This is a genomic window from Rhizomicrobium electricum, assembly GCF_011762045.1.
Classification (GTDB): domain Bacteria; phylum Pseudomonadota; class Alphaproteobacteria; order Micropepsales; family Micropepsaceae; genus Rhizomicrobium; species Rhizomicrobium electricum.
This window is the reverse complement of sequence record NZ_JAASQS010000003.1, coordinates 535,174-556,663: the sequence shown is the minus strand read 5'-3', so window position 1 is coordinate 556,663 and position 21,490 is coordinate 535,174. Positions and strand designations below refer to the sequence as shown.

Here is a 21,490-nt window from a genome sequence, read left to right as displayed (position 1 = left end):
ACCTGCCGCCCCATCATCGCATCGCCCCCCGATTCGATAACGTCAGTGAATCAGGGCTTTATGCGCGTCTCAATGCGGCGTTTTTCAACAAAATCCGCCAGATTCGGACATTTGCAGTGTTGAATGCCGATCGGCTTGAAGTGGCGAGAACTAATCAATGCTCTTCGTCGAGCCACACTTGAAAAACAACTGCCGTATTTGAGCGCAACGCTTGCGTAGCTATCGTTCTGGCTTCATCGCAGGATACTCGTACACGTGTTTTCCAGTCCTGCCCCAGTGAACTCTCGTTCGGGCCATACATGCTTAGGTCGGTCCTGGGCAATTCTGAGTCGTGCGTGATTTCAAACGCTTCGACGGTATCCACGACAACATTCTTGGAAATGCATAGATCCGCAAGTTGAATAACTTGTAGACACGAAAGTCGAATATTCCCTTTCGCTGAAAGGACCTCTGTGTAGAGCTTGGCTAACTCATCGTTCACAGGAATGACTCCAATTTCGATCCGCTCAATATATCTGAAAAGAGGCGGGGGATTTGGGGCTCGCCCCACACCTTCGGCTGGAACGCGCCAGAAGTGGACGTCGGCGCGCGTCCCGGATCGTTCTAGCATCAAACATCAACTTGAAATGGCTTGCCTCGCGCATGCGGATTCCATCCGCTCGACAGTGCGGTTCTGACAGCTGCGTCCAACTCTGCTTGTTGGATCTGTGGTCGGTGCCTATAGCCCCGAGCACGCGCCTTGAGCTTCTTGGGCATTGGAAACTGAAGAAGCGCCTCACATCCGCCCGCGTCCACTGCGCGAACAGCAATTTGCATCCCCTGCCAACCATCCGCAGTGCACCACTGAGGTTCGCGGCGGAGCTCCCACTCGTAATTTTCCCCGTCGAGGACAAACGAGCCGGCTAAGGTGCGAGTGTGCAACATCGCCTCAGGTTAGCAGGCTAGGTGCAGAAAACACCACCCAGAAACTTTGCGCCGCAAACGGCAACTATTGGTGCAAGCCGGACAACCAGCCTAGGTCCGAAGTTGCACCGATTCCAGACTTTGGAGGGACGGCGACCTTGCGCCATAACGCGACATTCCGGCGAGTGTAGCTTTCCTGCTGTCCGAGACTCCGTCACACTGGCCTTTGCTATGCCGAAACCACGTCATTTGTCCAAAGAGATCCTTGGGTACCAGGTCCACACAAACCGCGAACTTGGCATGATGCTCAGGCGCGAGAAGCCGCTTGCGGTCTTTTCCGAAGTCGACGGTGATTTTGTTGCGATCTTGCGCCGCTACCTTCGGATGTTTGATCGGCACGTTAAAACCGGCGAGTTCGTCAAGCGAGAGCTTGTCGAATCTATCCCCGCAGGACCGCAAGGGTCACACCGCGATGTACACCTGATCCTGTATGCCCCTCCCGAAGACGTATGGCGTATCGATGCCATGATCGAGCTTCGTGGAAAGTTGGGTGCATGGACACTCACTGACGAGCGCAAGGAAGGGATGTTGCTCGGATATACCGATGCAGAAAATGATGCGTGGATTGCGAGCCGATATGGAAGGAAATAAGTGTCCGGGAACGTCCGAATCTGGCGCTTCTGCGATATGCTCGCAACGGCTGGTTTCGGGGTGGAAACCGGACGTAGGCCCGGCGGCGACCTAGCGCCAGAAGTTGCCCTTCGGGTCAAATCGAACATTGGCTGGTGCCTATGAACGAACCAGGCAAAATGAGTGAGTTCAACACGGGGGCGGAAAGCTGTGTTCATCCTTTCGGCAGACGGCCGCAATGACAGCCAATTCCAGCGATACTGGAATTATCTCGAATCCGTGAAATCGGCGTTCCCGCCGAACGCGTTCGCGCTTGCTTCGTCAGACTGGTACTGGCGTCCTAGCGATCATCGTTGCCCGCATGATGCGTGGTTGGAAAGCGTCACGATGAATGAGAACTCATCCGGCGAACGGGAAGAAAAGCGAAGTCTGTCGCTCACCGTAAGGTTGTTGGGTGCCTACCATGACGGATACATCGAAATCTTCTATCCTCATGTCCATTCCTACAAATTCGATGTTTGGAATGCCGATAACGGTCACCGAGATTGGCGGTATGACGAGCTTCGGCTATCGAGCAACGGAAACCTGCTTCACGAGATTGAATGGTGTGCCCTGAACGACACCGGAAGATGGATCATAGAGGCTTCCGATCTGGAGTTCCGATGGCTGCCCAAGATCTCGATTCAGCCCTCCAACTAAACGGCAACTATTGGCGCAACGTCGCCGTCCGGGCAAAGTCTGGAAACGGTGTAACTTCGGACATCGGCCGGTCGTCCGGCTTGCGCCAATACCGGTCATACCGTCTGCATGTCCGTACCGCATGGAAAACACAAGTTATCGGCGTAGCGTGCAAAACATGGTCGTTGTTCACTCGAATAATTTTCTGCTTCTATTCGTGTTGCCAACCGTAATCGCTTATCTCGCGATGTCGGTGCGGGTAATGCGCTATCTTGAAATGCACCATGAAGACACTTGGCGGAAGTTAGGGGCGCCCGTCGGCCTGCCGTGCTCGATTCAGCTCAGCAGGGCAGTGTCAGGCTATATCCTATTCCAAGACAAATATCGGGCGTTGAATGACCCCAAGTTGGCTCGGTTAGTTTGGATCGCCAGGGGCCTATGTTGGTGGTCAGTTGCAGGAATTTGGATCAATATTTTCGGGCTGGCTCCCAAGATTTGAATCTTGAAACGGCAAACGAATGACCGTTGCTGGCGCAACCCGGAAGTAGTTCGAAAGACTGGTTTTGGCCGAAACGGACTTTGCGCGGCTCCGTTGTCCGCTCCGGGGCTTGCCGCCACCGCGGCCTGGGTCTGGCAACACTCCTGAGCGGCTAGCCCCGCTCTGGAACCGTTTGGCAACATTTTTCCGCTGACGGCCGTGCTCTGTGCGACACGAGAGCGGGAAAAGCCAAAGGCCGTTTCGCGGCGGGGGACACATGGATATCGGACGACGCCAGATTCTTCTTTCGACGGCGGCGCTGACCGTCCTCGGCGCGAGTGGCGGTGCAGCCTGGTCGGCCGGTCCGGCGCTCTATCCCAGTTACAACACCAATCCACGTCCCGCAGACCCGTCCGGTATGACGAGCACGGCGGCGGATATTGCCAGGCGCATCAGGCTTGGCACGAATATCGGCAACACGCTCGAGGCGATCGGCGGGGAAACCGGCTGGGGCAATCCCTTGATCACGCAGGGACTGATCAACGTCTACAAGGCCGCCGGCTTCGATGCGATCCGCCTGCCCTGTGCCTGGGACCAGTACGCCGACCAGACCACCGCGAAAATCCGCGAGTCATGGCTCAATCGCGTCAAGGAGATCGTGCAGTACTGCTTCAACGCGGGCCTCACCGTCGTGTTGAACATCCATTGGGATGGCGGCTGGCTGGAGAACAACATCAAGCCGGAGAAGAAGGACGCCGTCATCGCCAAGCAGAAGGCGTTCTGGGAGCAGATCGCCACGCATTTTCGCGACTTCGACGAACATCTGATTTTCGCCAGCGCGAACGAACCGAACTGCGACACCGCAGAACAGATGGAAGTCCTTTACGCCTATCACCAGACCTTCATCGATGCGGTGCGGTCCACCGGCGGCAAGAACGCCTGGCGCGTTCTGGTGCTGCAGGCGCCGAACACCGGCATCGACATGGCGCAAAAGCTGTGGACCCGCATGCCGGTCGACACGGTCCCAAACCGGCTGATGCTCGAGGTGCATTACTATTCGCCGCCGACATTCTGCATCCTGTCGGAGGACGCCAGCTGGGGGCGCGTGGCCTATTATTGGGGCAAGGATTTTCATTCCACGACCGAGCCGGACCGCAATGCTACCTTTGGCGAGGAAGAGGCCGTCGACCAGCAGATGGCGCTGGCGAAACAGATGTTCACCAGCAAGGGCATCCCGGTCGTGCTCGGCGAATTCGGCGCGCCGATTCACAAACAGGCGCGTGACCTGAAGCTGAGCCTGGCGTCGCGGGCGCACTGGATGGAATATGTCACCCGGCAGGCGCGCGCCAACGGCCTCTTGCCTTTCCTGTGGGATATCGGCGACCTCATCGACCGCCGCACCGGCGCCGTCAAGGATCCGCAAGGCCTGGAGGCTCTCCTCAAAGGCGCGGGCAAGCTCTAGGCCGCGCCACAAGGAAGATCGCGAGAAAACGACGGTTCAAATGCAGTTCTCGCCGATGGACCAAATGCGGGGAACGGCAAGGTCTGGCGCGTTTCTGCCGAAGCGGCTACTTCCATTTCCGGCCCCAAACTCGCCGTTCAGAATAGGTCGCAGAAGCGCCACGAACGGACCTTCCCAACGCGAAGCTGCAGCTACTCCTCACGGATGAATTGAGAGGACCTGAGAGCATAGTCATACCGCAGTTCATCGAATTTTTCGGACCAATTGCCTTGGCCAAAGTTCGCCTTTAGCGCTTTCTCAAGGCGAACCGGCGCCACGACAGTCCTAAACCTCAAGGTTTGTGCCTCAGCGTGAGACGCGGGTCGAAGAACGGAGCGATCTCGTGACTCGAGGAACGTCTGGCCGCCTTGATTCACCTTGAAGACGGGCTGGGCGAAACTTTTGAGGTTCGAACATACGTTTCCGATTACATGCCAATCGCCGTTATAGATCTTTGCGTCTAGTGACAGTGCAGCAAACAACGGAGTTTCGGTCACCACGCTCTGCGGATCAACGGTGCCGGACGGTCGAACTGCGTCAAAGATCACAATGTAGAGTTCGCCTCTCCAGTCCGCAATAATCTGACCAATCCCAAGCTTCGTGCTGTCAATTGGGACCGTGAAGACGTCACCGATTTGCGCTCTCTTTTTCATTTTCTGCAGTCGCCCCCGGTTGTTCGAAATAGTTTGATCATAATCGGTATGTCTGCAACTGGCGCAAGCCGGACGACCAGCCTAGGTCCGAAGTTGCACCCATTCCAGACTTTGGCGGGACGGCGACCTTGCGCCAACTCCGGCCATTCAATTCCGCTGGCCTTAATTGGTTCCTACCGCGCACAAGCCCGCGGCTCCTGTGTCCGCATATACATTCACCGAGAAGGTGAAAACACGACCATCTTGGTTGCCCCACCAAACATGCCAGATTCCAGCATTGTACTTGGCGTGAAGGTCTTTGCGTGGAGGCTGCGAGTAGTTTGAAATGCACGCATTGACCCCGATACGGATCGCGGTTTCCGCATCGCGAACCGCAGACCTGGGGCCCGGCCCGTCCGCGCAACCTATGCCCAACGCACCGACCACAATCATAGCGATGAAGTTCTTCACAGCGCCTCCTGATCTTGCCAGACTAGAAGGTGTTGCGCTCACTCGTCGAACCCGCCGCCATTTCTAGTCATTCAGGATACGGTTTGCCCGGCACATAATCCACGACCTCAATAAAGCGGACAGAATCGATGATCTTTCGGAACACCTGAAGGTCAGCATTGAAGTGTTCGGACCGCGTGTGAAGCCAAGCATGGCATATACGGCTCAAGGATGGGGGAACCGCGCATTCTGTACTGACAACCACGTCAATCCAGCCGTCCTGGTCGTAGCGGCACACAAATGAAGCACGATGTCCCAGCTTCAAATTCGAAGGGGCGCGTTTCACGATTGAGCGAATGTCGGGCTTACAGTCAATCCTAGATGCGTCTTTCAACGACGTGTCGTCAGAATATTCCGCAAATATCGTGAAGACGCGGCGAGTTGGCCGAGCGGCGCAACCGTCATTCACCGCGGCAGACATTCCATCCAAGTAGGCTCCGACTCCATGATCGGCTTCGCCTGGACCGCATCGCGCTAACTCTTCGGGCACATCAACGGAAAAGCCGTAATCTCGGTTCGTGTAGGTTTCGGCATGCGCGTCTTGCGCGCCAGCGCACATCAAAACAAAGATAAAAGCCATAAGCGAGCGCATGGTGGCCTCTGCACTAGTCGCCGAGTTTCTCCCAACAGAATAGGGCTGCGAGAGATCGGAATGGCAAATTCTGCCGCCCACTCAATCACACCAGCACTCATTCGATAGCGATTACGGCTAGGCGGAAGCCTTTGTAGCTCTTCTTGATGGCCATGCGGAGGACAGTGAAACCCCATATCAAACCAGCAATTCCTCCCACAATTGCGCCAGCCATTTTTGCCGCGTTAGGAACACTCAGAATCCCGCACATAAATCCCGCGATGCCCCCACCAATAAATCCGAGCGCCGCACCACCGAGGATTTGCCGCCAGCATAGGCACCATGCGATCCTAAACACGTGCGACCAACTAAGTTCCAATTCGGTCATCGTCCCCCCGAAAATCAAGATATTTGCCGCCAGAATACGGTTTGTCGTGTCTTCGGGAAAGGCAACTATTGGCGCAACGCGGTCGCATTCAAAACGGCGAGTTTGGGGGCGACTCCGGACTGTGCTGATCCGCCGACGTCGCGCCAAAGTGGGCGTTGGCCCGCCGATGGGTTCCGTGGCTTCAAGCGTACAGCGGGACCCGCGTGGGAGAATTACTGCGACTTCGAAAACAGGATGTAGCTAAGGCGCAACGCCACCGCGGAGCGGGAGACTAGGCGGCTGCGTCCGTTTATTTCGGCGCCGCACAATGTGTAACCGTCACTTACATTATACAAACGTCTATCGCCCGCAGCCCAGTTAACTCATTGAATGAGAACAGACCCATCGTCCGGCCCAAATATTGCGGTGCGTTCTCGATCAGAATTTCAATGGAGCACTCATGATCAAGAAATCACTCATTGCCGGCGCGGCGTTGCTGGCTGCCATTGCGAGCGGAACAGGACCGGCTTCCGCACATGCTATTTCCATCGGTTTTGCTAACGCCGGCGCGGGTGCCGTAACGGTTTGGTTGGGCACCTATGCACATGGCGGTAGCCATCTCGAGGGCAGCTTGAAGCTGGAGGGTGTGCTAGGGACGATGTATGGCCCCACCATCAATCCCTTTACGATCCTGACAGCCGACAGCGTGGCGGCAAAACCGGCCGGGTTGATCGATGGCGTTACGAATTTCTATGCGGACTGGAACGGCGCCATCCCGAATAATCTGCCGCTGGTCGGTAGCGAAACGCCGTTCAACACGGGATGTCCGGCTTGCGGGCCTGTGGAACACTGGGAAGGCGTTACCTTCGCGGGACTGACGGCGGGAGACTACCAGTTCACTTATGTGCCGATAGCGTTTCCGTCACAGGAATGGAGCTTGATGAGCACTAACATGGACGGCATCTTCCATCTGTCCGGTTCGGTTGTGAATCCCGGCGTTCCCGAGCCGCTCACATTGGCGTTGTTCGGTACGGGCCTTGCCGGTTTGTACCTGCGTCGCCGTCGTCGCAACAACGTGGTCTAAACGGGTTGCGCCCATCACATCGAGAGCATTAGAGGCGGAGTGGACGGCCCACGGCTACTCCGCCTCAATTCTTTCACTTCGCGAGGCCGTGCTCCGCCGCTTTCTTCAGGAACGCCACGATATGCGGCCAGGCATTGCGCTGTGCCTTGGCTTCGCCCTGCAGGGTTCCACCGACGGCAAAGCTCTCGCCGCCCTTGTCGCCGCCGAGGGGAACGTACGTATACGGGATGGGGTGGCCGACATCATCGTACGAGAGCAATTCGTCGCCGATGCGCGGCCCGCGTCTTGCCATAATGCGTTTTGCCATCAGCTCCGACGGCCAGATTTGATCGTCCTTTCCCGCCAGTAGCAACACGGGCGCGTCCGGGTCGCGAGAATGTGTGCCTTATCCGCGACTTGGATTTCGGTTTCGAGCGGTTTCCAAGAGTCCTGCGCAAAGAACGCGTGATCGGCGTTTTTCGGCCTGGCCTCCGGCGCCTTGGTCGCGAGATCAATTTGTCCCCGTGCGTCCGAAACGAACTCGGCCGCGCTATGCCATACGAGCCCGTCGCGGGCGCGTGTCTTGGCGGTGATGGTGATCTTCGTATTTGCCGGAAGCCCCGACACGCGAACCGCCAGCCTTTCGTCAATCAGCGGTGCGGAAGGACTGATGGCAACGACGGGTTCGGGCCGCGTGCCAATGGATTCGACGGCTACGCACGGCAGGCTAATGGCCGCGGCAATGAGTAGAACGATGCCTCTCATTGTTGAACCTACTCGAGGGCACCTACAGCAACACCTCTGCATCGGATACGGGCGTCAAGACTAGTGCAAGAAAGAAGAAGGAGGCGAGGCTGCGGCGCATCAGATACCCCAAAAATGGCATGCAGGCACGGGCGGATCGTATAGGCCAGCGAAGGAAAATTGTATGACCGGAATTGGCGCATCTGCGACCTGCCTCGAAAGGCGCGTTCGGGGCCGATTGCGGACTTTTGCGGGCCAGTCTACCCCGGCCCCGATTTACGCGACCCAATTCGCGGGATTGGATAATAATGAAGCGGACGGTACGGTGGTGCGGCCGTTATAGGTACGAGGGACAATGAGAGCGACTGTTGTTGTGGCGATGGCACTGGGCATCGCGGTTTGTACGCCTAGTTTCGCCGAAACGAGTGCCATGGACGCCGACGTCATGTGCCTCGCCGCCATCGGACTGCTTCCGGAGGTCAATCAAAAATCGCACGTGATGAGCGACGAGCAGGCCCAGCAGACGACGCTCATGGGCACGATGTACTACATGGGCAAAGTCACCGGCCGCGATCCGAAATTCGATCTCGAAAGCGCGCTCGTCGCGCGGTTGGCCCAGTTGGACAACACGACTCTCGGCACCGCCTTGATGCGATGCGGCGGCGAACTGCAGGAGCAGGGCGGGCGCTGGCAGGCGATGGGAAAACACATGATGGAGCGGGCCAAAGACCCATTAAAGCCCTGACCCCAATTAATCGCCGCGCTTGCGGAAGATGGCGATGCGGTTGCCGGAGCCTTCCGTCAGACGGTTGTTGCGGTCGTAGAGCGGCGTCACGGTGTACGGCACCTTCACGGGAATGATTTCGGCGGCTTCGAACGCGGCCGCCGCCGCGGTGTCCTCGAAGCGGAAGTTGGCAAACGACAGCACCAGATATCCGCCCGGCCGCACGCCGTCCGCCAGCGTGCCGGTCAGCCGCGCGAAGTCGTCGAATTTTATGAGATGCGCCGAGGAGGCGGGGCTGTCGCCGAGATCGCTGTGCCGGAACACCGACAGCGCCAGCACCAGATCGAACGGCTCGCTTGCCGACGGCAGGCTCGATCCCTCGACGAACGTCATCCGGCCGTCGATATCGGCGCGGGCGCGGCAGCGCCGGATGTTGGCGGGATTGATGTCGATCCCGGTGATGTGCGCCCTGGCGAAGTGGCGGCGCAGCGAGACGACTTCGTCGCCGCGGGCGCATCCGAACGACAGGATGCGCGTCTGCGGCGTATCGGCAACGCGCTCGCCGAGGACGGCAAACAAGCGCAAATAGCGGTTCTCGCGGGTCGTCGCCGCGGGCTGAAACAAGTCGCGCGGATTTCTCAGCCGCAACAGCGCGATGTCGCGCCGCTCGCCGCCGCGCAGGAGGTGCCACGTCAGCAGCGCCAGCTTGAGCACGGACGAACGACGCGTTGCCCGCTGCAGGGCGCTTTTCCAGGCGGTCCGCTGTTGCATGGTGTGCCGGGTCCCTGCGGCACAGTCTCATTGCCGGGTGGGAGCGTCAATCCGGCTCGGCATCGGGTCAAAGGAAGTAATAGGTGCCGTTCAGGATCCAGCGGCTGGTCCGGCGGTGCGCCCAGACGGGGAAGATCACGAGTTCGAAGTGAAGCTCACGGCGCCCCTCCACCGGCTCCCGGCGCACAAGCTGCATGTCGAAACAAGCGCTGCGGTCCTCGGCCAGCATCGTGCGGCCGGTGTCGAGAAAAAACGGGACGACGTCGGGAGCGATCAGCTTCTTGATCGACTTGCCGACGGCGTCGTCGCCGAAACGCAGCCGCAACGCCTCGCCGCAAAGATGAAGCTTGTAGTCGGTGCCGCCGTCGACGGGCTCCCAGAACAGAATGTGCGACAGCAGCGGCGCGAAACGCCGCGAAGGGATGTCGCGGCCGATTTCGAAGCCGTCGGCGGGACGCTTGTCCCATAACGCCAGCAGCTTGCGCAGCTCGGCGTGTTGCGGCCGTTCGATCTGCCGGTAGCACTCCTCGATGGGGGCGGCGGCAAACTCGTGCAAGGGCGCCGTCATGCGCGGTCAGACTCCATATTCCGCCTCAAAGTCTGCGAGCGATGCGTTAAGGCGGCTTGAACCGGTAACGGTCCTCGCGCTATCCGCGCGTAGGTACTTTCCGTAAGGCGCAGCCCGATGCGTCCATCGCGCACGGCTAAGCCTGTTGCCATTTTGTTCTAGTGTCGTGCTATAGTCGATTCATGGCCAAAGCATCTGCGTCTTTCGTCTGTCAGTCCTGCGGCGCCGTCCATTCGAAATGGGCGGGCAAGTGCGATGCCTGCGGCGGGTGGAACACCCTCACCGAAGAGGCGCCGCCGCCGCCGCTGGGCACCACCGCGATGAAGCGGCAGAAAGGGCGGGCGTTCGCGCTCGAAGACCTCAAGACCGAAGACGTCGAGCCGGCGCGGCGGATCTCCGGCATCAACGAATTCGATCGCGTCTGCGGCGGCGGCATGGTCCCCGGCTGCGCGCTTCTGGTCGGCGGCGATCCCGGCGTCGGCAAGTCGACCATCATTCTGCAGGCGCTGGCCGCGTTCGCGCGGGGCGGCGGCAAGGCGATCTACATCTCGGGCGAAGAATCGATGGCGCAAGTGCGTTCGCGCGCCAATCGCATGAGCCTCTCGGACGCGCCGGTGGCGCTGGGCTCGGCGACCTGCGTCGAAGACATCATGGCGACGCTGGAAAAAGGCGAAACGCCCGGCATGGTCTGCATCGACTCGATCCAGACGCTATGGACCGGCGCGCTGGAAGCGGCGCCCGGCACCATCGCGCAGGTGCGGACGTCGTCGCTCGATCTGGTGCGCTATGCCAAGGCGAGCGGGGCCTGTCTGGTGCTGGTCGGCCACGTCACCAAAGACGGCCAGATCGCGGGGCCGAAAGCGGTCGAGCATCTGGTCGACGCCGTGCTCTATTTCGAAGGCGAGCGCGGCCATCAATTCCGCATCCTGCGCGCGGTGAAGAACCGCTTCGGGCCGACCGACGAAATCGGCGTGTTCGAGATGACCGGCAAAGGCCTTGCCGAAGTCGCCAATCCCTCGGCGCTGTTCCTGGGCGACAGGAATTCCGCCGCGCCGGGCACAGCCGTGTTCGCCGGCATCGAAGGCACAAGGCCGCTGCTGGTCGAAGTGCAGGCGCTGGTGGCGCAGCCCGGCTACGGCACGCCGCGACGGGCGGTGGTCGGTTGGGACAATGGCCGCCTCGCCATGATCCTGGCGGTGCTGGATTCGCGCGGCGGCGTCGGGGTCAGCGCCCAGGACGTCTACTTGAATGTCGCGGGCGGGCTGAAAGTGGGCGAACCGGCGGCCGACCTTGCCTCGGCGGCGGCGCTGGTCTCCTCGTTCGCCGGAATCCCCCTGCCGCCCGATACGGTTTTCTTCGGCGAAATCAGCCTGACCGGCGACATCCGTCCGGCGCCGCAGGCCGAACTCAGGCTCAAGGAGGCGGTCAAGCTCGGATTTTCGACCGCCGTGGTCCCGCGCGACACCAAGTGCGACGTGGCAGGGCTGACCCTCAAGCCGGTCAAGGATGTCGGCGACCTGATCGCCGTCGCCAGCTCCGGTGCGGCGCGAAAGTAACCGATGCGAAAGTGGCGGCGACCGATTCCCTCGCCGCGCGGCTTGAAGTAGACTCCGCGTCATGAACCTGTCGTTCCAGTTCCTCGATCTGGCGGTCGTGCTGATCGTCATCGCCTCGGCCGTTTATGCGACCTATCGCGGGCTCGTGTCGGAGTCGCTCGCCATTTTCGGTTGGATCGCGGCCGCTTACGCTACGCTCTACTTCGGCCCCTGGGTGGCGTGGTGGATGCAGGACATGATGGGGCCGCGCTGGCTCGGCCGGGCGGCAGGCTACGCTACGGTTTTCCTGATCGTCCTGATCCCGCTGCAGTTCGCCGCCTCGCGCATCGCCCAGAACGTCAAGAAATCGCAGGTCGGCACGCTCGACAGCGTGCTCGGCACCGCGTTCGGCCTCTTGCGCGGCATCGCCATCGTCGGCATCGCCTATCTGGTGTTCACCGCCTGGGTTCCCCCGCCGGAACAACCGGGCTGGATCACCCGCTGCCGCCTCTATCCCGTCATCCGGGTGTCGGCCGAAATCGTCGCCTCGCTGATTCCCGACAAGAAAGTCCAGGCGCCGCGGGAAGCCCCCGCCGATCCCAACGATTCGCCCGATCCGATCCGCGCCCAGCTCGAGCGGAACTCCTCGGAACCGCCGCCGCCGCCCAAATCCGAAGCCCGCCCCGCCGAAAAACCGGCGGAAATCGCCCCCGCGCCGCAGCCGAAGCCGAAACCCGCGCATCGTGCGAAGAAGACCTATGGCGCCAAGGACCGTCACGCGCTAGACAAGCTCATCGAAACAACAAACAGCGACAAGAGCGGCAAGCCATGACGGGGCTGACCGATCCTTTTTCCGTTGATGACGCCGATACGCTGCATGAAGAGTGCGGCGTTTTTGGCATTTTCGGACATCCCGGCGCCGGCGCGCTGACCATTCTCGGCCTGCATGCCTTGCAGCACCGCGGCCAGGAGGCGGCAGGCGTCGTCACCTACGATCACGGCCAGTTCATCGCCGAGCGTCATCCGGGCCTGGTCGGCGATATTTTCGGCAAGAAGAGCGATCACGCCGCCAACCTCAAGGGCGATTACGCCATCGGCCACAACCGCTATTCCACGGCGGGCGGCTCGGCGGTGCGCAACATCCAGCCCTTGTTCGCCGACCTGACCGGCGGCGGCATCGCCATCGCCCACAACGGCAATCTCACCAACGCCTACGCGCTGCGCTCCAAGCTGGTGCAGGACGGCGCCATCTTCCAGTCGACCTCGGATACCGAAGTCATCATCCATTTGACCGCGCGCTCGGGCAAAGGCCCGGTGGTCGAGAAGCTGATCGACGCCTTGAAGCAGGTGGAAGGCGCCTATTCGCTGGTGGCGCTCACCGCCAAGAAGCTGATCGGCGTGCGCGATCCCTGGGGCGTGCGCCCGCTGGTGCTCGGCATGCTCGACGGCGCCCCGATCTTCGCGAGCGAAAGCTGCGCCCTCGACATCATCGGCGCCGAGTTCGTGCGCGATATCGAGCCCGGCGAAGTGGTGGTGTTCACCAAGGACGGCGTCGAAAGCTATTTCCCGTTCGCGAGGCAGAAGCCGCGCTTCTGCATCTTCGAATACATTTATTTCGCCCGTCCGGATTCGACCGTTGAAGGGCGCAACGTCTACGAAGCGCGCAAGGCGATCGGGCGCGAACTGGCGCACGAATCCCCCGCCGATGCCGATCTCGTCATTCCGGTGCCGGACTCCGGCGTGCCGGCGGCGCTGGGCTTTTCGCAGGCCGCCAACATTCCGTTCGAACTCGGCATCATCCGCAATCACTATGTCGGGCGCACCTTCATCGAGCCGACCGACCGCATCCGCCATCTCGGCGTGCGCCGCAAGCACAATCCCAATCGCGCCACGCTCGCGGGCAAGCGCGTGGTGCTGATCGACGATTCCATCGTGCGCGGCACCACCTCGAAGAAGATCGTGCAGATGGTGCGCGATGCGGGCGCCTCGGAAGTGCATTTCCGCGTCGCCAGTCCGCCGACCCGCCATTCCTGTTTCTACGGCGTCGATACGCCCAACGAACATGCGCTCTTGGCGCACGAAATGAACATCGAGGAAATGGCGAAGTTCATCGGCGTCGACAGCCTCGCCTTCATTTCGATGGACGGGCTTTACCGCGCCGTCGGCGAAGAGCGCCGCGATCCCAAGGCGCCGAAATTCTGCGACGCCTGCTTCTCCGGCGATTATCCGATCCGCATGACCGACGAGGAAATCGCCAAAGAGGGCCAGCTTTCCTTTCTCGTCGAAGTGAGCTGAGAGCGCTTCAACGAAAAGTGGGACCCGGTTTTCGGCCATGAAGCGCGACAGCAAAGACTCCGGCCGCATTGCCCTCGTGACCGGCGCCTCGCGCGGCATCGGACGGGCGGCGGCGGTGGCACTGGCGGCGAGCCATCACGTGATCTGCCTTGCGCGCACCGTGGGCGGGCTCGAAGAAACCGACGATCTGATCAAGGCCGCAGGCGGCAGCGCCACGCTGGTGCCGCTCGATTTGCGCGACGGCGCCGCACTCGACCGGCTGGGCGCATCGATCTTCGAACGCTGGGGCAAGCTCGACGCGTTCTTCGCCAACGCCGGCGTGCTCGGCGCGCTGTCGCCGCTGACCCACCTCGAACCGAAAGTGTTCGACGAATTGTTGGCCGTGAACGTCACCGCCAACTGGCGGCTGATCCGCTCGCTCGATCCGTTGCTGCGGGCGTCGGAGGCAGGGCGGGTGCTGGTGATGTCGTCGAGCGTTGCGCGCAAGCCGCGGCCGTTCTGGGGCGGCTACGCCATGAGCAAAGCGGCGGTTGAAAACCTCGCGCTCACGTATGCCGCCGAATGCGACGCGAGCAATGTGCGCGTGAACATCCTCAATCCCGGCGGCACCGCGACGGCGATGCGCGCCAAAGCCATGCCCGGCGAAGACCCGTCGACCATCCCGCAACCCGAAGACGTCGCGCCCCTGGTGGTACAAATGCTGTCGCCGGAGTGGGAAGAGAATGGGGCGGTAGTGAATTACAGGGAGTGGGGGAAGCGACTTTAAAAACCCCAGTGCGTTTCGAGTCGTAGCGGCAAGCACCACCTGTTCGTGCCGATCGAATCGGCACTCTATGTCGCAGACGTTCGGTCCATCTATGGTTGTAGAGTAATGTCCTGGCTTACTAGGGAAGCGCTGGGGGCATGCTCAGAATTTTCCAGTACACTGCATTGATATCGGCTATTATCCTTGTGGTCGCAATCGCGGGTACAGCTTACTACTCCCTGCCAAATCAGACCCACCAAGGCTATGAAAATGCCTTCGGAGAGGAAGCAAGCCAGCAGAACTCGAACAAGCAATCTCGTCCCGCTGGCATTCTCGGTTATCTATTTCCAGACTCTCTTTCGATCTCCACTTTTCTTCTTGTTATAGCAACTGCAGCAATGGCGGTGGTGGCTGCCATGCAGCTTAATTTTTTAGCGCGAGCTGAAACAATATCTGCAAACGCATCTGATGCTGCCCAAAAGACCGCCGAAATTGCTAAGCGTACTTTGGTTGCTTCTCATCGCCATGGATACGGGTTGATGTGAGTGCCGCAGGGCCTTTCACATTCGACGCATATGGTAATGCCCAAATAACCATCCGATTTGCGCTCGTTAATGTTGGAACGTCGCCCGCATTTGGCGTCCATCCATGGCCTGAAATCCATGCACCGATCGTTGGTATCACAACCGAATTTAGCTACAGCGACCTCCAGCGGAAATTGATCAACAAAATAATTAAGGAAAAGAACCTCAACTCTGTGGGGTATACAATATTCCCTGGCGAACCTCCGCGCACGGTCGAGATGACTGTTCCTTGGATGGCTAACGATCTCAAACGGGTCACGCAAAAAACCAAGATGGTCTTTCCGTGCATTGTCGGAGCTGTGCTCTATCGTGCTTCCGTGGACGAAGAGATTCACAAAACGGGATTTTTGTTCGATGTACGCCGTCTGACCAAGGGTAATCCATCTCCGCTCGGCTTCCGAGCGGAGGGTGAGATCCCGGCCGATGAGCTTGTGTTCGAGAATAGTCCGGCACCAGGCAACATCGTAGATTGACGTTCTGACCCCCGCGCCGATCTGGTGATGGTTGCCATGGCGCACCTCACGGAGTGTGGTGTTGCGCGCGGCTTCACCCCCTCACCAGCAAAATCTAGCGCTTGGCGGCGGAGCGTGCGGCGGGGAGATTTTTGCGCGCCGCTCAGCGCAAGATTTTGCGTCCTCTCCCCCGGATTGGGGGCGAGGAAATAGGGGCGAATTGGTCGCGTTTCACACGCAGAATCTATCGTACCGGGAATACCGGCGGCGGGGGAATTGCGCTAACTTGGCGGGCAACGGATCAAGGGGGGCTGCCGTGAAGACCATCCGCATTTTGGCTGCGTGTGCCGTTGCTTTCGGACCTGCGATGGCGGCCGATCCGCCGCCCAAGGCCCCTGCCAAGATCGTCGTCGAGCAACGCCGCATCGACATCGCGCCCGATGCCAGCCAAACCACCACGTCGCGTTTCGAGCGGCAGGTGCTGTCCACCGCGGCCATCCAGCCGCTGGGCCAGTTGAACATCGCCTATTCCGAGACGTTGCAGGAACCGTCGATCGAAGAGGCCTACACGCTGAAGGCGGACGGCACCAAGATCGCCGTCGCGCCGAGCGCCATCATCACGCAGCAGCGTCCCGGCTCCAATTCGCTGAACGATCAGAAGCAGAAAGTGATCGTGTTTCCCAATGTCGAGGTGGGCGACACGCTGGTCAGCGCGCATACGCTGAAAACCAAGCCGATGTTCCCCGGCTTCTTCGCGGCCGGTTTCCCGGTTCCGCAGAGCGTTCCGGTCGACAAATACGAGATCGTTTTCACCGCGCCCAAATCGCTGCCGCTCTATTTCGATGCCAAGGACCTAGCGGTCGAGCGCAGCACGGACGGCGACAAGGTCGTTTATACGGTGCGCACCAAGGTCGAGAGCCCGAAACAGACGCAGGCGCCGTACGTGTCGATGTTCGACCGCTCGCCCGCGCTGTTTGTGTCGACGATGAAGACCTGGGAGCAGTTCGCCAAACTCTACGCTTCGCTGGTCGCGCCGAAACTGGCGGTGACGCCCAAGCTGCAGGCCAAGGCCGACGAAATCACCGCCGGCGTCAGCGACCCCCGCGAACAGGTGAACAAGATCTATAACTGGGTGTCGTCGCACATCCGCTATGTCGCGATCGAATTCGGCCAGGGCGGCTACGTTCCGCACGATCCCGAAGAGGCGCTGACCAACGCCTACGGCGACTGCAAGGATCACGCGATCCTGTTCGCGACGCTTCTGAAGGCCAAAGGCATCGCCGCCGATCTCGTTGTGATTCATGCCAGCGACCGCTACTCCGTGCCGAACGTGCCGGTGACCGGCTCCTTCAATCACATGATCAACTACATTCCCTCGCTCGGGATTTATGCCGACACCACGCAGCGCGCGATGGCGCTTGGGTTTGTGCCGCGCGGGGAATACGGCAAGACGGTGCTGCATATCGGCACCGGGCTGCGCAAGGTGCCGCTGCTGGCGCAGAAGGATTTTTCCTACAGCTACAAGGAGCACCAGACGCTCGATGCCGACGGCAAGCTTTCCGCTACCGGCGAGCTGACGGCCAGCGGCGTCGCGGCCGGGCTGGCGCATCGCGACGGTCTCAGGCTGCATGCGGCGGGGCCCGAAAAGATCGCGACCGAAGTGCTCGAAAAGCGCGGGCTCAGCGAGGCGCTCGGCAAGTTCGACGTGTCGAGCGACGAAGCGCCGGTGTCGGCCTACAAATCGACCACCCATTACGTCGCGCCCAAACAGCAGGCTTGGGTGGGCGGCGTGCCGTTCGCGATGCCGAAGGGGCTGATGGTCGACAACCTGTCCGGCGAATTCTGGCTCGGCCCGCTGGGCTCCGACAAATACAAGAAGACGGAGATCCTGCCGTGCTACAGCGGCACCGGAAGCGAGGAATACACGCTCGATCTGCCGCCGGGAAAGAAGCTCGCGGCGCTGCCGGCCGACAAGAAGATCGTCGTCGACGGCCTCACTTACATCTCGCACTGGTCGCAAGCCGGCCGCTCCGTGACGGTGAAGCGGACGCTGGCGCTCGACTTCAAGGACATGCTGTGCCGCGATCCGCAAATCTGGGCGCTGCACAACGCCCTCGCCGCGATCAAGACCGATGCCGCGACGACGATAATGCTGACGAACGAGTAGGGTTCAGTCCTTCGCGAACGGGTTCTTGCCGCCGCGCAGGAGGAGGCGCAGCGGGGCGCCTTCGAGGTGGAAGGTCTCGCGCAGCCCGTTGGTCAGATAGCGGATGTAGGAGTCGGGCAGGGCCTTGAGCTGGTTGCCGAACAACGCAAACGTCGGCGGACGGCTTTTCGGCTGCGTCATGTAGCGGATTTTCACGCGCCTGCCCGAAATTGCCGGCGGGGCGTGGCGCTGCAAGGCTTGTTCGAGGAACCGGTTCAGTGTTGCGGTGGGCACGCGCGTGTTCCACGCCTTGTCGGCGGCGAGCACGGCGGGCAGCAGGCGGTCGATGCCTTCGCCGGTGGTGGCCGAAGTGGCGATCATCGGCGCGCCGGCGAGTTGCGGCAGCGACTGGTCGAGCTTCTCGCGCATCTTGGAGATGAGACCGGCGCGGTTGGGTACGATGTCGTATTTGTTGATCGCAAACACGACGGCGCGGCCTTCGCGTTCGATCAGGTCGGCGATGGTGAGGTCCTGCTTCTCGAACGCCTGCAGCGCGTCGATCACCACCACGACGCAATCGGCGAACTGCACCGCTTCCAGCGTCGAGCCGACGCTCATTTCTTCCAGCGTATTGCCGGCGACGCGGGCCTTCCGGCGCAGACCGGCGGTGTCGTGCAGCAGGATCTCGCGGCCTTCGGCCTCCCAGCGCACGGCGATGGCATCGCGGGTGATGCCCGCTTCGGGGCCGGTCAGGGCACGCTCGCTGCCGAGCAGGCAATTGAACAGGCTCGACTTGCCGACATTGGGGCGGCCGACGATGGCAAGCCGCAGCGGCTTGTTGCTTTCGTCTTCTTCCGCCGCTTCGTCGCTTTCGGATTTCTCGGCGAACGGCGCCAGCGCCTCGATCAGATCGGCAAAACCGATATTGTGCTCGGCGGAAATCTGGATCGGCTCGCCGAAACCGAGCGCCCACGCTTCGCCGCCCTGGTTGAAGCGCGCCTCGCATTTGTTGGCGACCGCGATCACCGGCTTGCCCGCCTTGCGCAGCAACTGCGCCACGATCTCGTCGGCGGTGACGACGCCTTCGCGGGCGTCGAACATGAACAGGCACACGTCGGCATCCTCGACGCCGGCCATGGTCTGCTGCGCCATGCGCGCCTGCAGGCTTTCCTTGTCGCCGGATTCGATGCCGGCGGTGTCGATCACCGTGAACGAGAGCTGTCCGAGCGAGCCGGGCGCCTCGCGGCGGTCGCGGGTGACGCCGGGAGTGTCGTGCACCAGCGCCAGACGGCGGCCGACCAGCTTGTTGAACAAGGTGGACTTGCCGACATTGGCTCTTCCGACGATGGCGACGGTGAAGGTCATTCCCTATTATTCCCGAAAACCGAAGGAGGGGAAACGCTGCTGCGCCCCCCTCCCCGAACTAAGACCAACCCCTCCGGAAGGAGGAACTATTTCAACGCCACCAGATCGGCGTTGTTGGTCAGGATGTAGATCGTTTCGTTGGCCACCACCGGGGCGATGTAGGCGCCGTCGGGGATTTCCATGCGCGCCATCAGCTTGCCGGTATAAGGCGACACCGCCTCGGCGTAGCCGTCGGACGACAGCACGATCAGCCGGTCGGAAGCCAGCACCGGGCCGCTCCACACGATCGGATCGGACGAGGTGTCCTCCGGATCGGTCCAGCGCGGCAGCTGGTGAATCCACTTCACCCGGCCTTCCTTGCGGGTCAGGCACATCAGCTGGTTCTGCAGGGTGATGACGAATACGTAGTCGCCCGCCACCCACGGCGTCTGGATGCCGCCGATGTCGCGCTGCCACTGGCGGTCGCCCTTGTCGAGCTGGATCGCCGCCATCACGCCGGAATGGCTGATGGCGAACACCAGATCGCGGTCGACCACCGGCTTGCCGGCGATGTCGTCGATTTCCGACAGCGCGGTGATGCCCTTCGAGCGGGTGATCATGTCGTTCCAGGCGGGACGGCCGTTCTGCACGCGGATGGCATAGACCTCGCCCGAGGAATACGGCGCGAGGACGAATTCGCCCGCCACCGCGGCGCTGGTCGAAACCATGATGCCGGCGTTCTCGGTGATGCCCTGATGGTCCCACAATTCGCGGCCGTTCGAAGCGGCGATCGCGTGCATGTGGTTGTCGATGGTGGCGACGAACAGGCGGCCGCCATTGATCACCGGGGCATTGGCGATCGGCGCGCCGAAGCTCTTGCGCCACAGCTCCTTGCCGGTCTTGGCATCGAGGGTCACGACGTCGCCGAACCCGGTGGTGGCGTAGAGCTTGCCGTTGTCGTAGGCGATGCCGCCGCCGGCGCCCTTGGTCGAATCCGTGCGGGTGTCGTCGCCGAACACGCCGAGGGTCATCATGTTGACGAGGTCCTGCTTGCCCCCCGGCGCCACGCTGACGTGCCATTCCTCTTCGCCGTTCTGGGCGTTGAAGGCGAACACGCGCGCCCTGGCGTCAAGCACGTAAACCTTGCCGGCCGCCACGATCGGCGACGCGGTGAGGCGCGACTTCGAGCCCGAACCGGCGCCGGCGTCGGCGGCCCAAATCTGCTGCAACGGGCCCGACGCCTTCAGATGGTGCATCGCGTTGGAAGCGACGCCGCCCGGCTGGGCCCATTCGGTGTTGACGTACGGCGCCGGCAGCACCACCGGGACGTCCTTCAACGTCGGATCCGGCTTGAGGGAATCGTCGGTCGCCATGATCGAGATGCGCTCGCCGCGGATCTTCGACTTGTGCGGCGAGGAGAACCACTTCCCCATCGTATCGGTAATGCCGCAGCCGCCGGCGAGAATAGCCACCGCCGCGAGAAGGGCGAACGGTGCAAACCTGCGTGTGATCATGGTGCGGCGGTTCCTTGGGCTTCAGCCGGCTTCGGCGGCGGCGGCACCGAGCCGTAATCCTTGCCGCCGCTGGTGCGGATCAGCGTCGCCATCGCGTCGGCGCGCTGGCGCAGCGACGAGGGCGCATCCTTGTCGGCGGCGAGCGCGGCGAATTCCTTGCCGGCAGCCTCGACGGCGTTGTCGTGCAAGGCGCGATAGGCCAGAAGTTCGCGCGCCATGAAACGCCACTTCGACGTGCCGTTGTTGAGCGGCGCGAGCAGCGTCTTCAATTCTTCGGTCGAGAGCTTGTCGCCTTGCGCCCAGGCGGCGCGCATGCGGGCGACGTCACCGAGGCCGGCCTTGTCGTGTTCGGCGACCTGCATGTAGAGCGCCACCGCATCGTTGGTGCGGCCCGACGCGAGAAGTTCGTCGGCCTGGCCCAGCTGGGCGACCAGGGCGTACCCCGTCGGCGCCTTCTTGGCGATCTGCGCGTAAGCCTGCGCCGCCAGATCGGCCTGACCGGCCGCCGACATCTGCGCCGCGCTTTCGATCTGCGACGACGCCTTGATGCGCTGCTGCTGGTCGTAGCGCTCCCACATCTTCCATCCCGCCACGCCAATGACGAGGATCGAAATGCCGGCAACAACGTAGTTGCCGTATTTCTTCCACCACTTTTGGAGGCGCTCTTGGCGGACCTCCTCCTCGACTTCGCGGAAGATGTCGGACACGGGAGAATTCCTTTCGGGGAGTCGCGAA

Annotated in this window: 23 protein-coding genes; 13 read left to right on the top strand and 10 right to left on the bottom strand. The window is 61.3% G+C overall.

Annotation, left to right across the window (positions count from 1 at the left end):
* The 4 genes from FHS84_RS21535 to FHS84_RS08115 form a co-directional block, all read left to right on the top strand.
* A partial coding sequence (locus FHS84_RS21535; protein ID WP_208393758.1) for a hypothetical protein occupies positions 1 to 182 on the top strand: 182 nt, incomplete at its 5' end.
* 1,021 nt (positions 183 to 1,203) lie between these two features.
* Positions 1,204 to 1,554, top strand: coding sequence for a hypothetical protein (locus FHS84_RS08125; RefSeq protein ID WP_208393757.1), 351 nt, complete (start codon positions 1,204 to 1,206; stop codon positions 1,552 to 1,554).
* A 189-nt stretch (positions 1,555 to 1,743) separates the two neighbouring features.
* Entirely contained in the window at positions 1,744 to 2,232 is a 489-nt protein-coding gene (locus FHS84_RS08120; protein ID WP_166932772.1) for a hypothetical protein, read from the top strand.
* Between the two features lie 734 nt (positions 2,233 to 2,966).
* Complete coding sequence (locus FHS84_RS08115) at positions 2,967 to 4,151, top strand: glycoside hydrolase family 5 protein (RefSeq protein WP_166932770.1); 1,185 nt, start codon at positions 2,967 to 2,969, stop codon at positions 4,149 to 4,151.
* A 191-nt stretch (positions 4,152 to 4,342) separates the two neighbouring features.
* Here FHS84_RS08115 and FHS84_RS08110 read toward each other — a convergent pair whose 3' ends face one another.
* The 3 genes from FHS84_RS08110 to FHS84_RS08100 all read right to left on the bottom strand — a co-directional run bounded on the left by FHS84_RS08110 (position 4,343) and on the right by FHS84_RS08100 (position 6,291).
* Positions 4,343 to 4,843 carry an Imm26 family immunity protein gene (locus FHS84_RS08110; RefSeq protein ID WP_166932768.1) on the bottom strand — a complete coding sequence of 167 codons (501 nt, stop codon included), beginning with the start codon at positions 4,841 to 4,843 and terminating at the stop codon, positions 4,343 to 4,345.
* Between the two features lie 517 nt (positions 4,844 to 5,360).
* Positions 5,361 to 5,924, bottom strand: coding sequence for a hypothetical protein (locus FHS84_RS08105; protein WP_166932766.1), 564 nt, complete (start codon positions 5,922 to 5,924; stop codon positions 5,361 to 5,363).
* Between the two features lie 97 nt (positions 5,925 to 6,021).
* Positions 6,022 to 6,291, bottom strand: coding sequence for a hypothetical protein (locus FHS84_RS08100; RefSeq protein WP_166932764.1), 270 nt, complete (start codon positions 6,289 to 6,291; stop codon positions 6,022 to 6,024).
* A 439-nt stretch (positions 6,292 to 6,730) separates the two neighbouring features.
* Between FHS84_RS08100 and FHS84_RS08095 the strand changes: the two genes are divergently transcribed.
* Positions 6,731 to 7,354, top strand: a complete 624-nt coding sequence (locus tag FHS84_RS08095) for a PEP-CTERM sorting domain-containing protein (protein ID WP_166932762.1) — start codon at positions 6,731 to 6,733, stop codon at positions 7,352 to 7,354.
* Between the two features lie 73 nt (positions 7,355 to 7,427).
* Here FHS84_RS08095 and FHS84_RS08090 read toward each other — a convergent pair whose 3' ends face one another.
* Together FHS84_RS08090 and FHS84_RS08085 are read right to left on the bottom strand one after the other, a co-directional pair.
* On the bottom strand, positions 7,428 to 7,661 hold the full coding sequence (locus FHS84_RS08090; RefSeq protein WP_243850787.1) for an acyl-CoA thioester hydrolase/BAAT C-terminal domain-containing protein: 234 nt from the start codon (positions 7,659 to 7,661) through the stop codon (positions 7,428 to 7,430).
* Positions 7,661 to 8,098, bottom strand: a complete 438-nt coding sequence (locus FHS84_RS08085; protein ID WP_166932758.1) for an acyl-CoA thioesterase/BAAT N-terminal domain-containing protein — start codon at positions 8,096 to 8,098, stop codon at positions 7,661 to 7,663. The genes FHS84_RS08090 and FHS84_RS08085 overlap by 1 nt, the downstream gene beginning before the upstream one ends.
* Before the next feature lie 334 nt (positions 8,099 to 8,432).
* Here FHS84_RS08085 and FHS84_RS08080 point away from each other — a divergent pair, with 334 nt between their 5' ends.
* Complete coding sequence (locus tag FHS84_RS08080; RefSeq protein WP_166932756.1) at positions 8,433 to 8,822, top strand: hypothetical protein; 390 nt, start codon at positions 8,433 to 8,435, stop codon at positions 8,820 to 8,822.
* A 6-nt stretch (positions 8,823 to 8,828) separates the two neighbouring features.
* On the opposite strand, the gene FHS84_RS08075 is transcribed toward FHS84_RS08080, so the two are convergent.
* Both FHS84_RS08075 and FHS84_RS08070 read right to left on the bottom strand, forming a co-directional pair.
* The gene (locus FHS84_RS08075) at positions 8,829 to 9,572 is read right to left on the bottom strand and encodes a class I SAM-dependent methyltransferase (protein ID WP_166932754.1); all 744 of its coding nucleotides are present in this window, start codon (positions 9,570 to 9,572) and stop codon (positions 8,829 to 8,831) included.
* A gap of 67 nt (positions 9,573 to 9,639) precedes the next feature.
* Complete coding sequence (locus FHS84_RS08070) at positions 9,640 to 10,140, bottom strand: hypothetical protein (protein WP_166932752.1); 501 nt, start codon at positions 10,138 to 10,140, stop codon at positions 9,640 to 9,642.
* A gap of 182 nt (positions 10,141 to 10,322) precedes the next feature.
* Between FHS84_RS08070 and radA the strand changes: the two genes are divergently transcribed.
* The 7 genes from radA (at position 10,323) to FHS84_RS08035 (ending at position 17,918) form a co-directional block, all read left to right on the top strand.
* A complete protein-coding gene (gene radA, locus FHS84_RS08065) occupies positions 10,323 to 11,696 on the top strand; it encodes a DNA repair protein RadA (protein WP_166932750.1) in 1,374 nt (457 codons plus the stop codon).
* Positions 11,697 to 11,757: 61 nt separating this feature from the next.
* A complete protein-coding gene (locus FHS84_RS08060; RefSeq protein ID WP_166932748.1) occupies positions 11,758 to 12,507 on the top strand; it encodes a CvpA family protein in 750 nt (249 codons plus the stop codon).
* A complete protein-coding gene (gene purF / locus FHS84_RS08055; RefSeq protein ID WP_166932746.1) occupies positions 12,504 to 13,970 on the top strand; it encodes an amidophosphoribosyltransferase in 1,467 nt (488 codons plus the stop codon). Before FHS84_RS08060 ends, purF begins: the two co-directional genes overlap by 4 nt.
* Positions 13,971 to 14,007: 37 nt before the next feature.
* Positions 14,008 to 14,736: an SDR family NAD(P)-dependent oxidoreductase gene (locus tag FHS84_RS08050; RefSeq protein ID WP_166932744.1), complete on the top strand. Its 729-nt coding sequence runs from the start codon at positions 14,008 to 14,010 to the stop codon at positions 14,734 to 14,736.
* Between the two features lie 137 nt (positions 14,737 to 14,873).
* On the top strand, positions 14,874 to 15,260 hold the full coding sequence (locus tag FHS84_RS08045; RefSeq protein WP_166932742.1) for a hypothetical protein: 387 nt from the start codon (positions 14,874 to 14,876) through the stop codon (positions 15,258 to 15,260).
* Positions 15,257 to 15,772, top strand: a complete 516-nt coding sequence (locus FHS84_RS08040) for a hypothetical protein (RefSeq protein WP_166932740.1) — start codon at positions 15,257 to 15,259, stop codon at positions 15,770 to 15,772. Before FHS84_RS08045 ends, FHS84_RS08040 begins: the two co-directional genes overlap by 4 nt.
* 295 nt (positions 15,773 to 16,067) lie before the next feature.
* Positions 16,068 to 17,918, top strand: a complete 1,851-nt coding sequence (locus FHS84_RS08035; RefSeq protein WP_166932738.1) for a DUF3857 domain-containing protein — start codon at positions 16,068 to 16,070, stop codon at positions 17,916 to 17,918.
* A 3-nt stretch (positions 17,919 to 17,921) separates the two neighbouring features.
* Here the strand turns inward: FHS84_RS08035 and der are convergent, their stop codons facing one another.
* From der to FHS84_RS08020, 3 genes are all read right to left on the bottom strand, one after another.
* Positions 17,922 to 19,262 carry a ribosome biogenesis GTPase Der gene (gene der / locus FHS84_RS08030; RefSeq protein ID WP_166932736.1) on the bottom strand — a complete coding sequence of 447 codons (1,341 nt, stop codon included), beginning with the start codon at positions 19,260 to 19,262 and terminating at the stop codon, positions 17,922 to 17,924.
* A gap of 86 nt (positions 19,263 to 19,348) precedes the next feature.
* Positions 19,349 to 20,755, bottom strand: coding sequence for an outer membrane protein assembly factor BamB family protein (locus FHS84_RS08025; RefSeq protein ID WP_166932734.1), 1,407 nt, complete (start codon positions 20,753 to 20,755; stop codon positions 19,349 to 19,351).
* Positions 20,752 to 21,462 (bottom strand): tetratricopeptide repeat protein, encoded by a 711-nt coding sequence (locus tag FHS84_RS08020; RefSeq protein WP_166932732.1) that lies wholly within the window; start codon positions 21,460 to 21,462, stop codon positions 20,752 to 20,754. The genes FHS84_RS08025 and FHS84_RS08020 overlap by 4 nt, the downstream gene beginning before the upstream one ends.
* Between the last annotated feature and the right edge of the window lie 28 nt (positions 21,463 to 21,490).

What these genes read in the sequence shown, in the direction of transcription:
- FHS84_RS08125 (WP_208393757.1), top strand. Translation starts at nt 1,204, where the DNA reads ATGATGCTCAGGCGCGAGAAGCCGCTTGCGGTCTTTTCCGAAGTCGAC.
- FHS84_RS08115 (WP_166932770.1), top strand. Translation starts at nt 2,967, where the DNA reads ATGGATATCGGACGACGCCAGATTCTTCTTTCGACGGCGGCGCTGACC.
- FHS84_RS08110 (WP_166932768.1), bottom strand. Translation starts at nt 4,843, where the DNA reads ATGAAAAAGAGAGCGCAAATCGGTGACGTCTTCACGGTCCCAATTGAC.
- FHS84_RS08105 (WP_166932766.1), bottom strand. Translation starts at nt 5,924, where the DNA reads ATGCGCTCGCTTATGGCTTTTATCTTTGTTTTGATGTGCGCTGGCGCG.
- FHS84_RS08100 (WP_166932764.1), bottom strand. Translation starts at nt 6,291, where the DNA reads ATGACCGAATTGGAACTTAGTTGGTCGCACGTGTTTAGGATCGCATGG.
- FHS84_RS08095 (WP_166932762.1), top strand. Translation starts at nt 6,731, where the DNA reads ATGATCAAGAAATCACTCATTGCCGGCGCGGCGTTGCTGGCTGCCATT.
- FHS84_RS08090 (WP_243850787.1), bottom strand. Translation starts at nt 7,661, where the DNA reads ATGGCAAAACGCATTATGGCAAGACGCGGGCCGCGCATCGGCGACGAA.
- FHS84_RS08085 (WP_166932758.1), bottom strand. Translation starts at nt 8,098, where the DNA reads ATGAGAGGCATCGTTCTACTCATTGCCGCGGCCATTAGCCTGCCGTGC.
- FHS84_RS08080 (WP_166932756.1), top strand. Translation starts at nt 8,433, where the DNA reads ATGAGAGCGACTGTTGTTGTGGCGATGGCACTGGGCATCGCGGTTTGT.
- FHS84_RS08075 (WP_166932754.1), bottom strand. Translation starts at nt 9,572, where the DNA reads ATGCAACAGCGGACCGCCTGGAAAAGCGCCCTGCAGCGGGCAACGCGT.
- FHS84_RS08070 (WP_166932752.1), bottom strand. Translation starts at nt 10,140, where the DNA reads ATGACGGCGCCCTTGCACGAGTTTGCCGCCGCCCCCATCGAGGAGTGC.
- radA (WP_166932750.1), top strand. Translation starts at nt 10,323, where the DNA reads ATGGCCAAAGCATCTGCGTCTTTCGTCTGTCAGTCCTGCGGCGCCGTC.
- FHS84_RS08060 (WP_166932748.1), top strand. Translation starts at nt 11,758, where the DNA reads ATGAACCTGTCGTTCCAGTTCCTCGATCTGGCGGTCGTGCTGATCGTC.
- purF (WP_166932746.1), top strand. Translation starts at nt 12,504, where the DNA reads ATGACGGGGCTGACCGATCCTTTTTCCGTTGATGACGCCGATACGCTG.
- FHS84_RS08050 (WP_166932744.1), top strand. Translation starts at nt 14,008, where the DNA reads ATGAAGCGCGACAGCAAAGACTCCGGCCGCATTGCCCTCGTGACCGGC.
- FHS84_RS08045 (WP_166932742.1), top strand. Translation starts at nt 14,874, where the DNA reads ATGCTCAGAATTTTCCAGTACACTGCATTGATATCGGCTATTATCCTT.
- der (WP_166932736.1), bottom strand. Translation starts at nt 19,262, where the DNA reads ATGACCTTCACCGTCGCCATCGTCGGAAGAGCCAATGTCGGCAAGTCC.
- FHS84_RS08025 (WP_166932734.1), bottom strand. Translation starts at nt 20,755, where the DNA reads ATGATCACACGCAGGTTTGCACCGTTCGCCCTTCTCGCGGCGGTGGCT.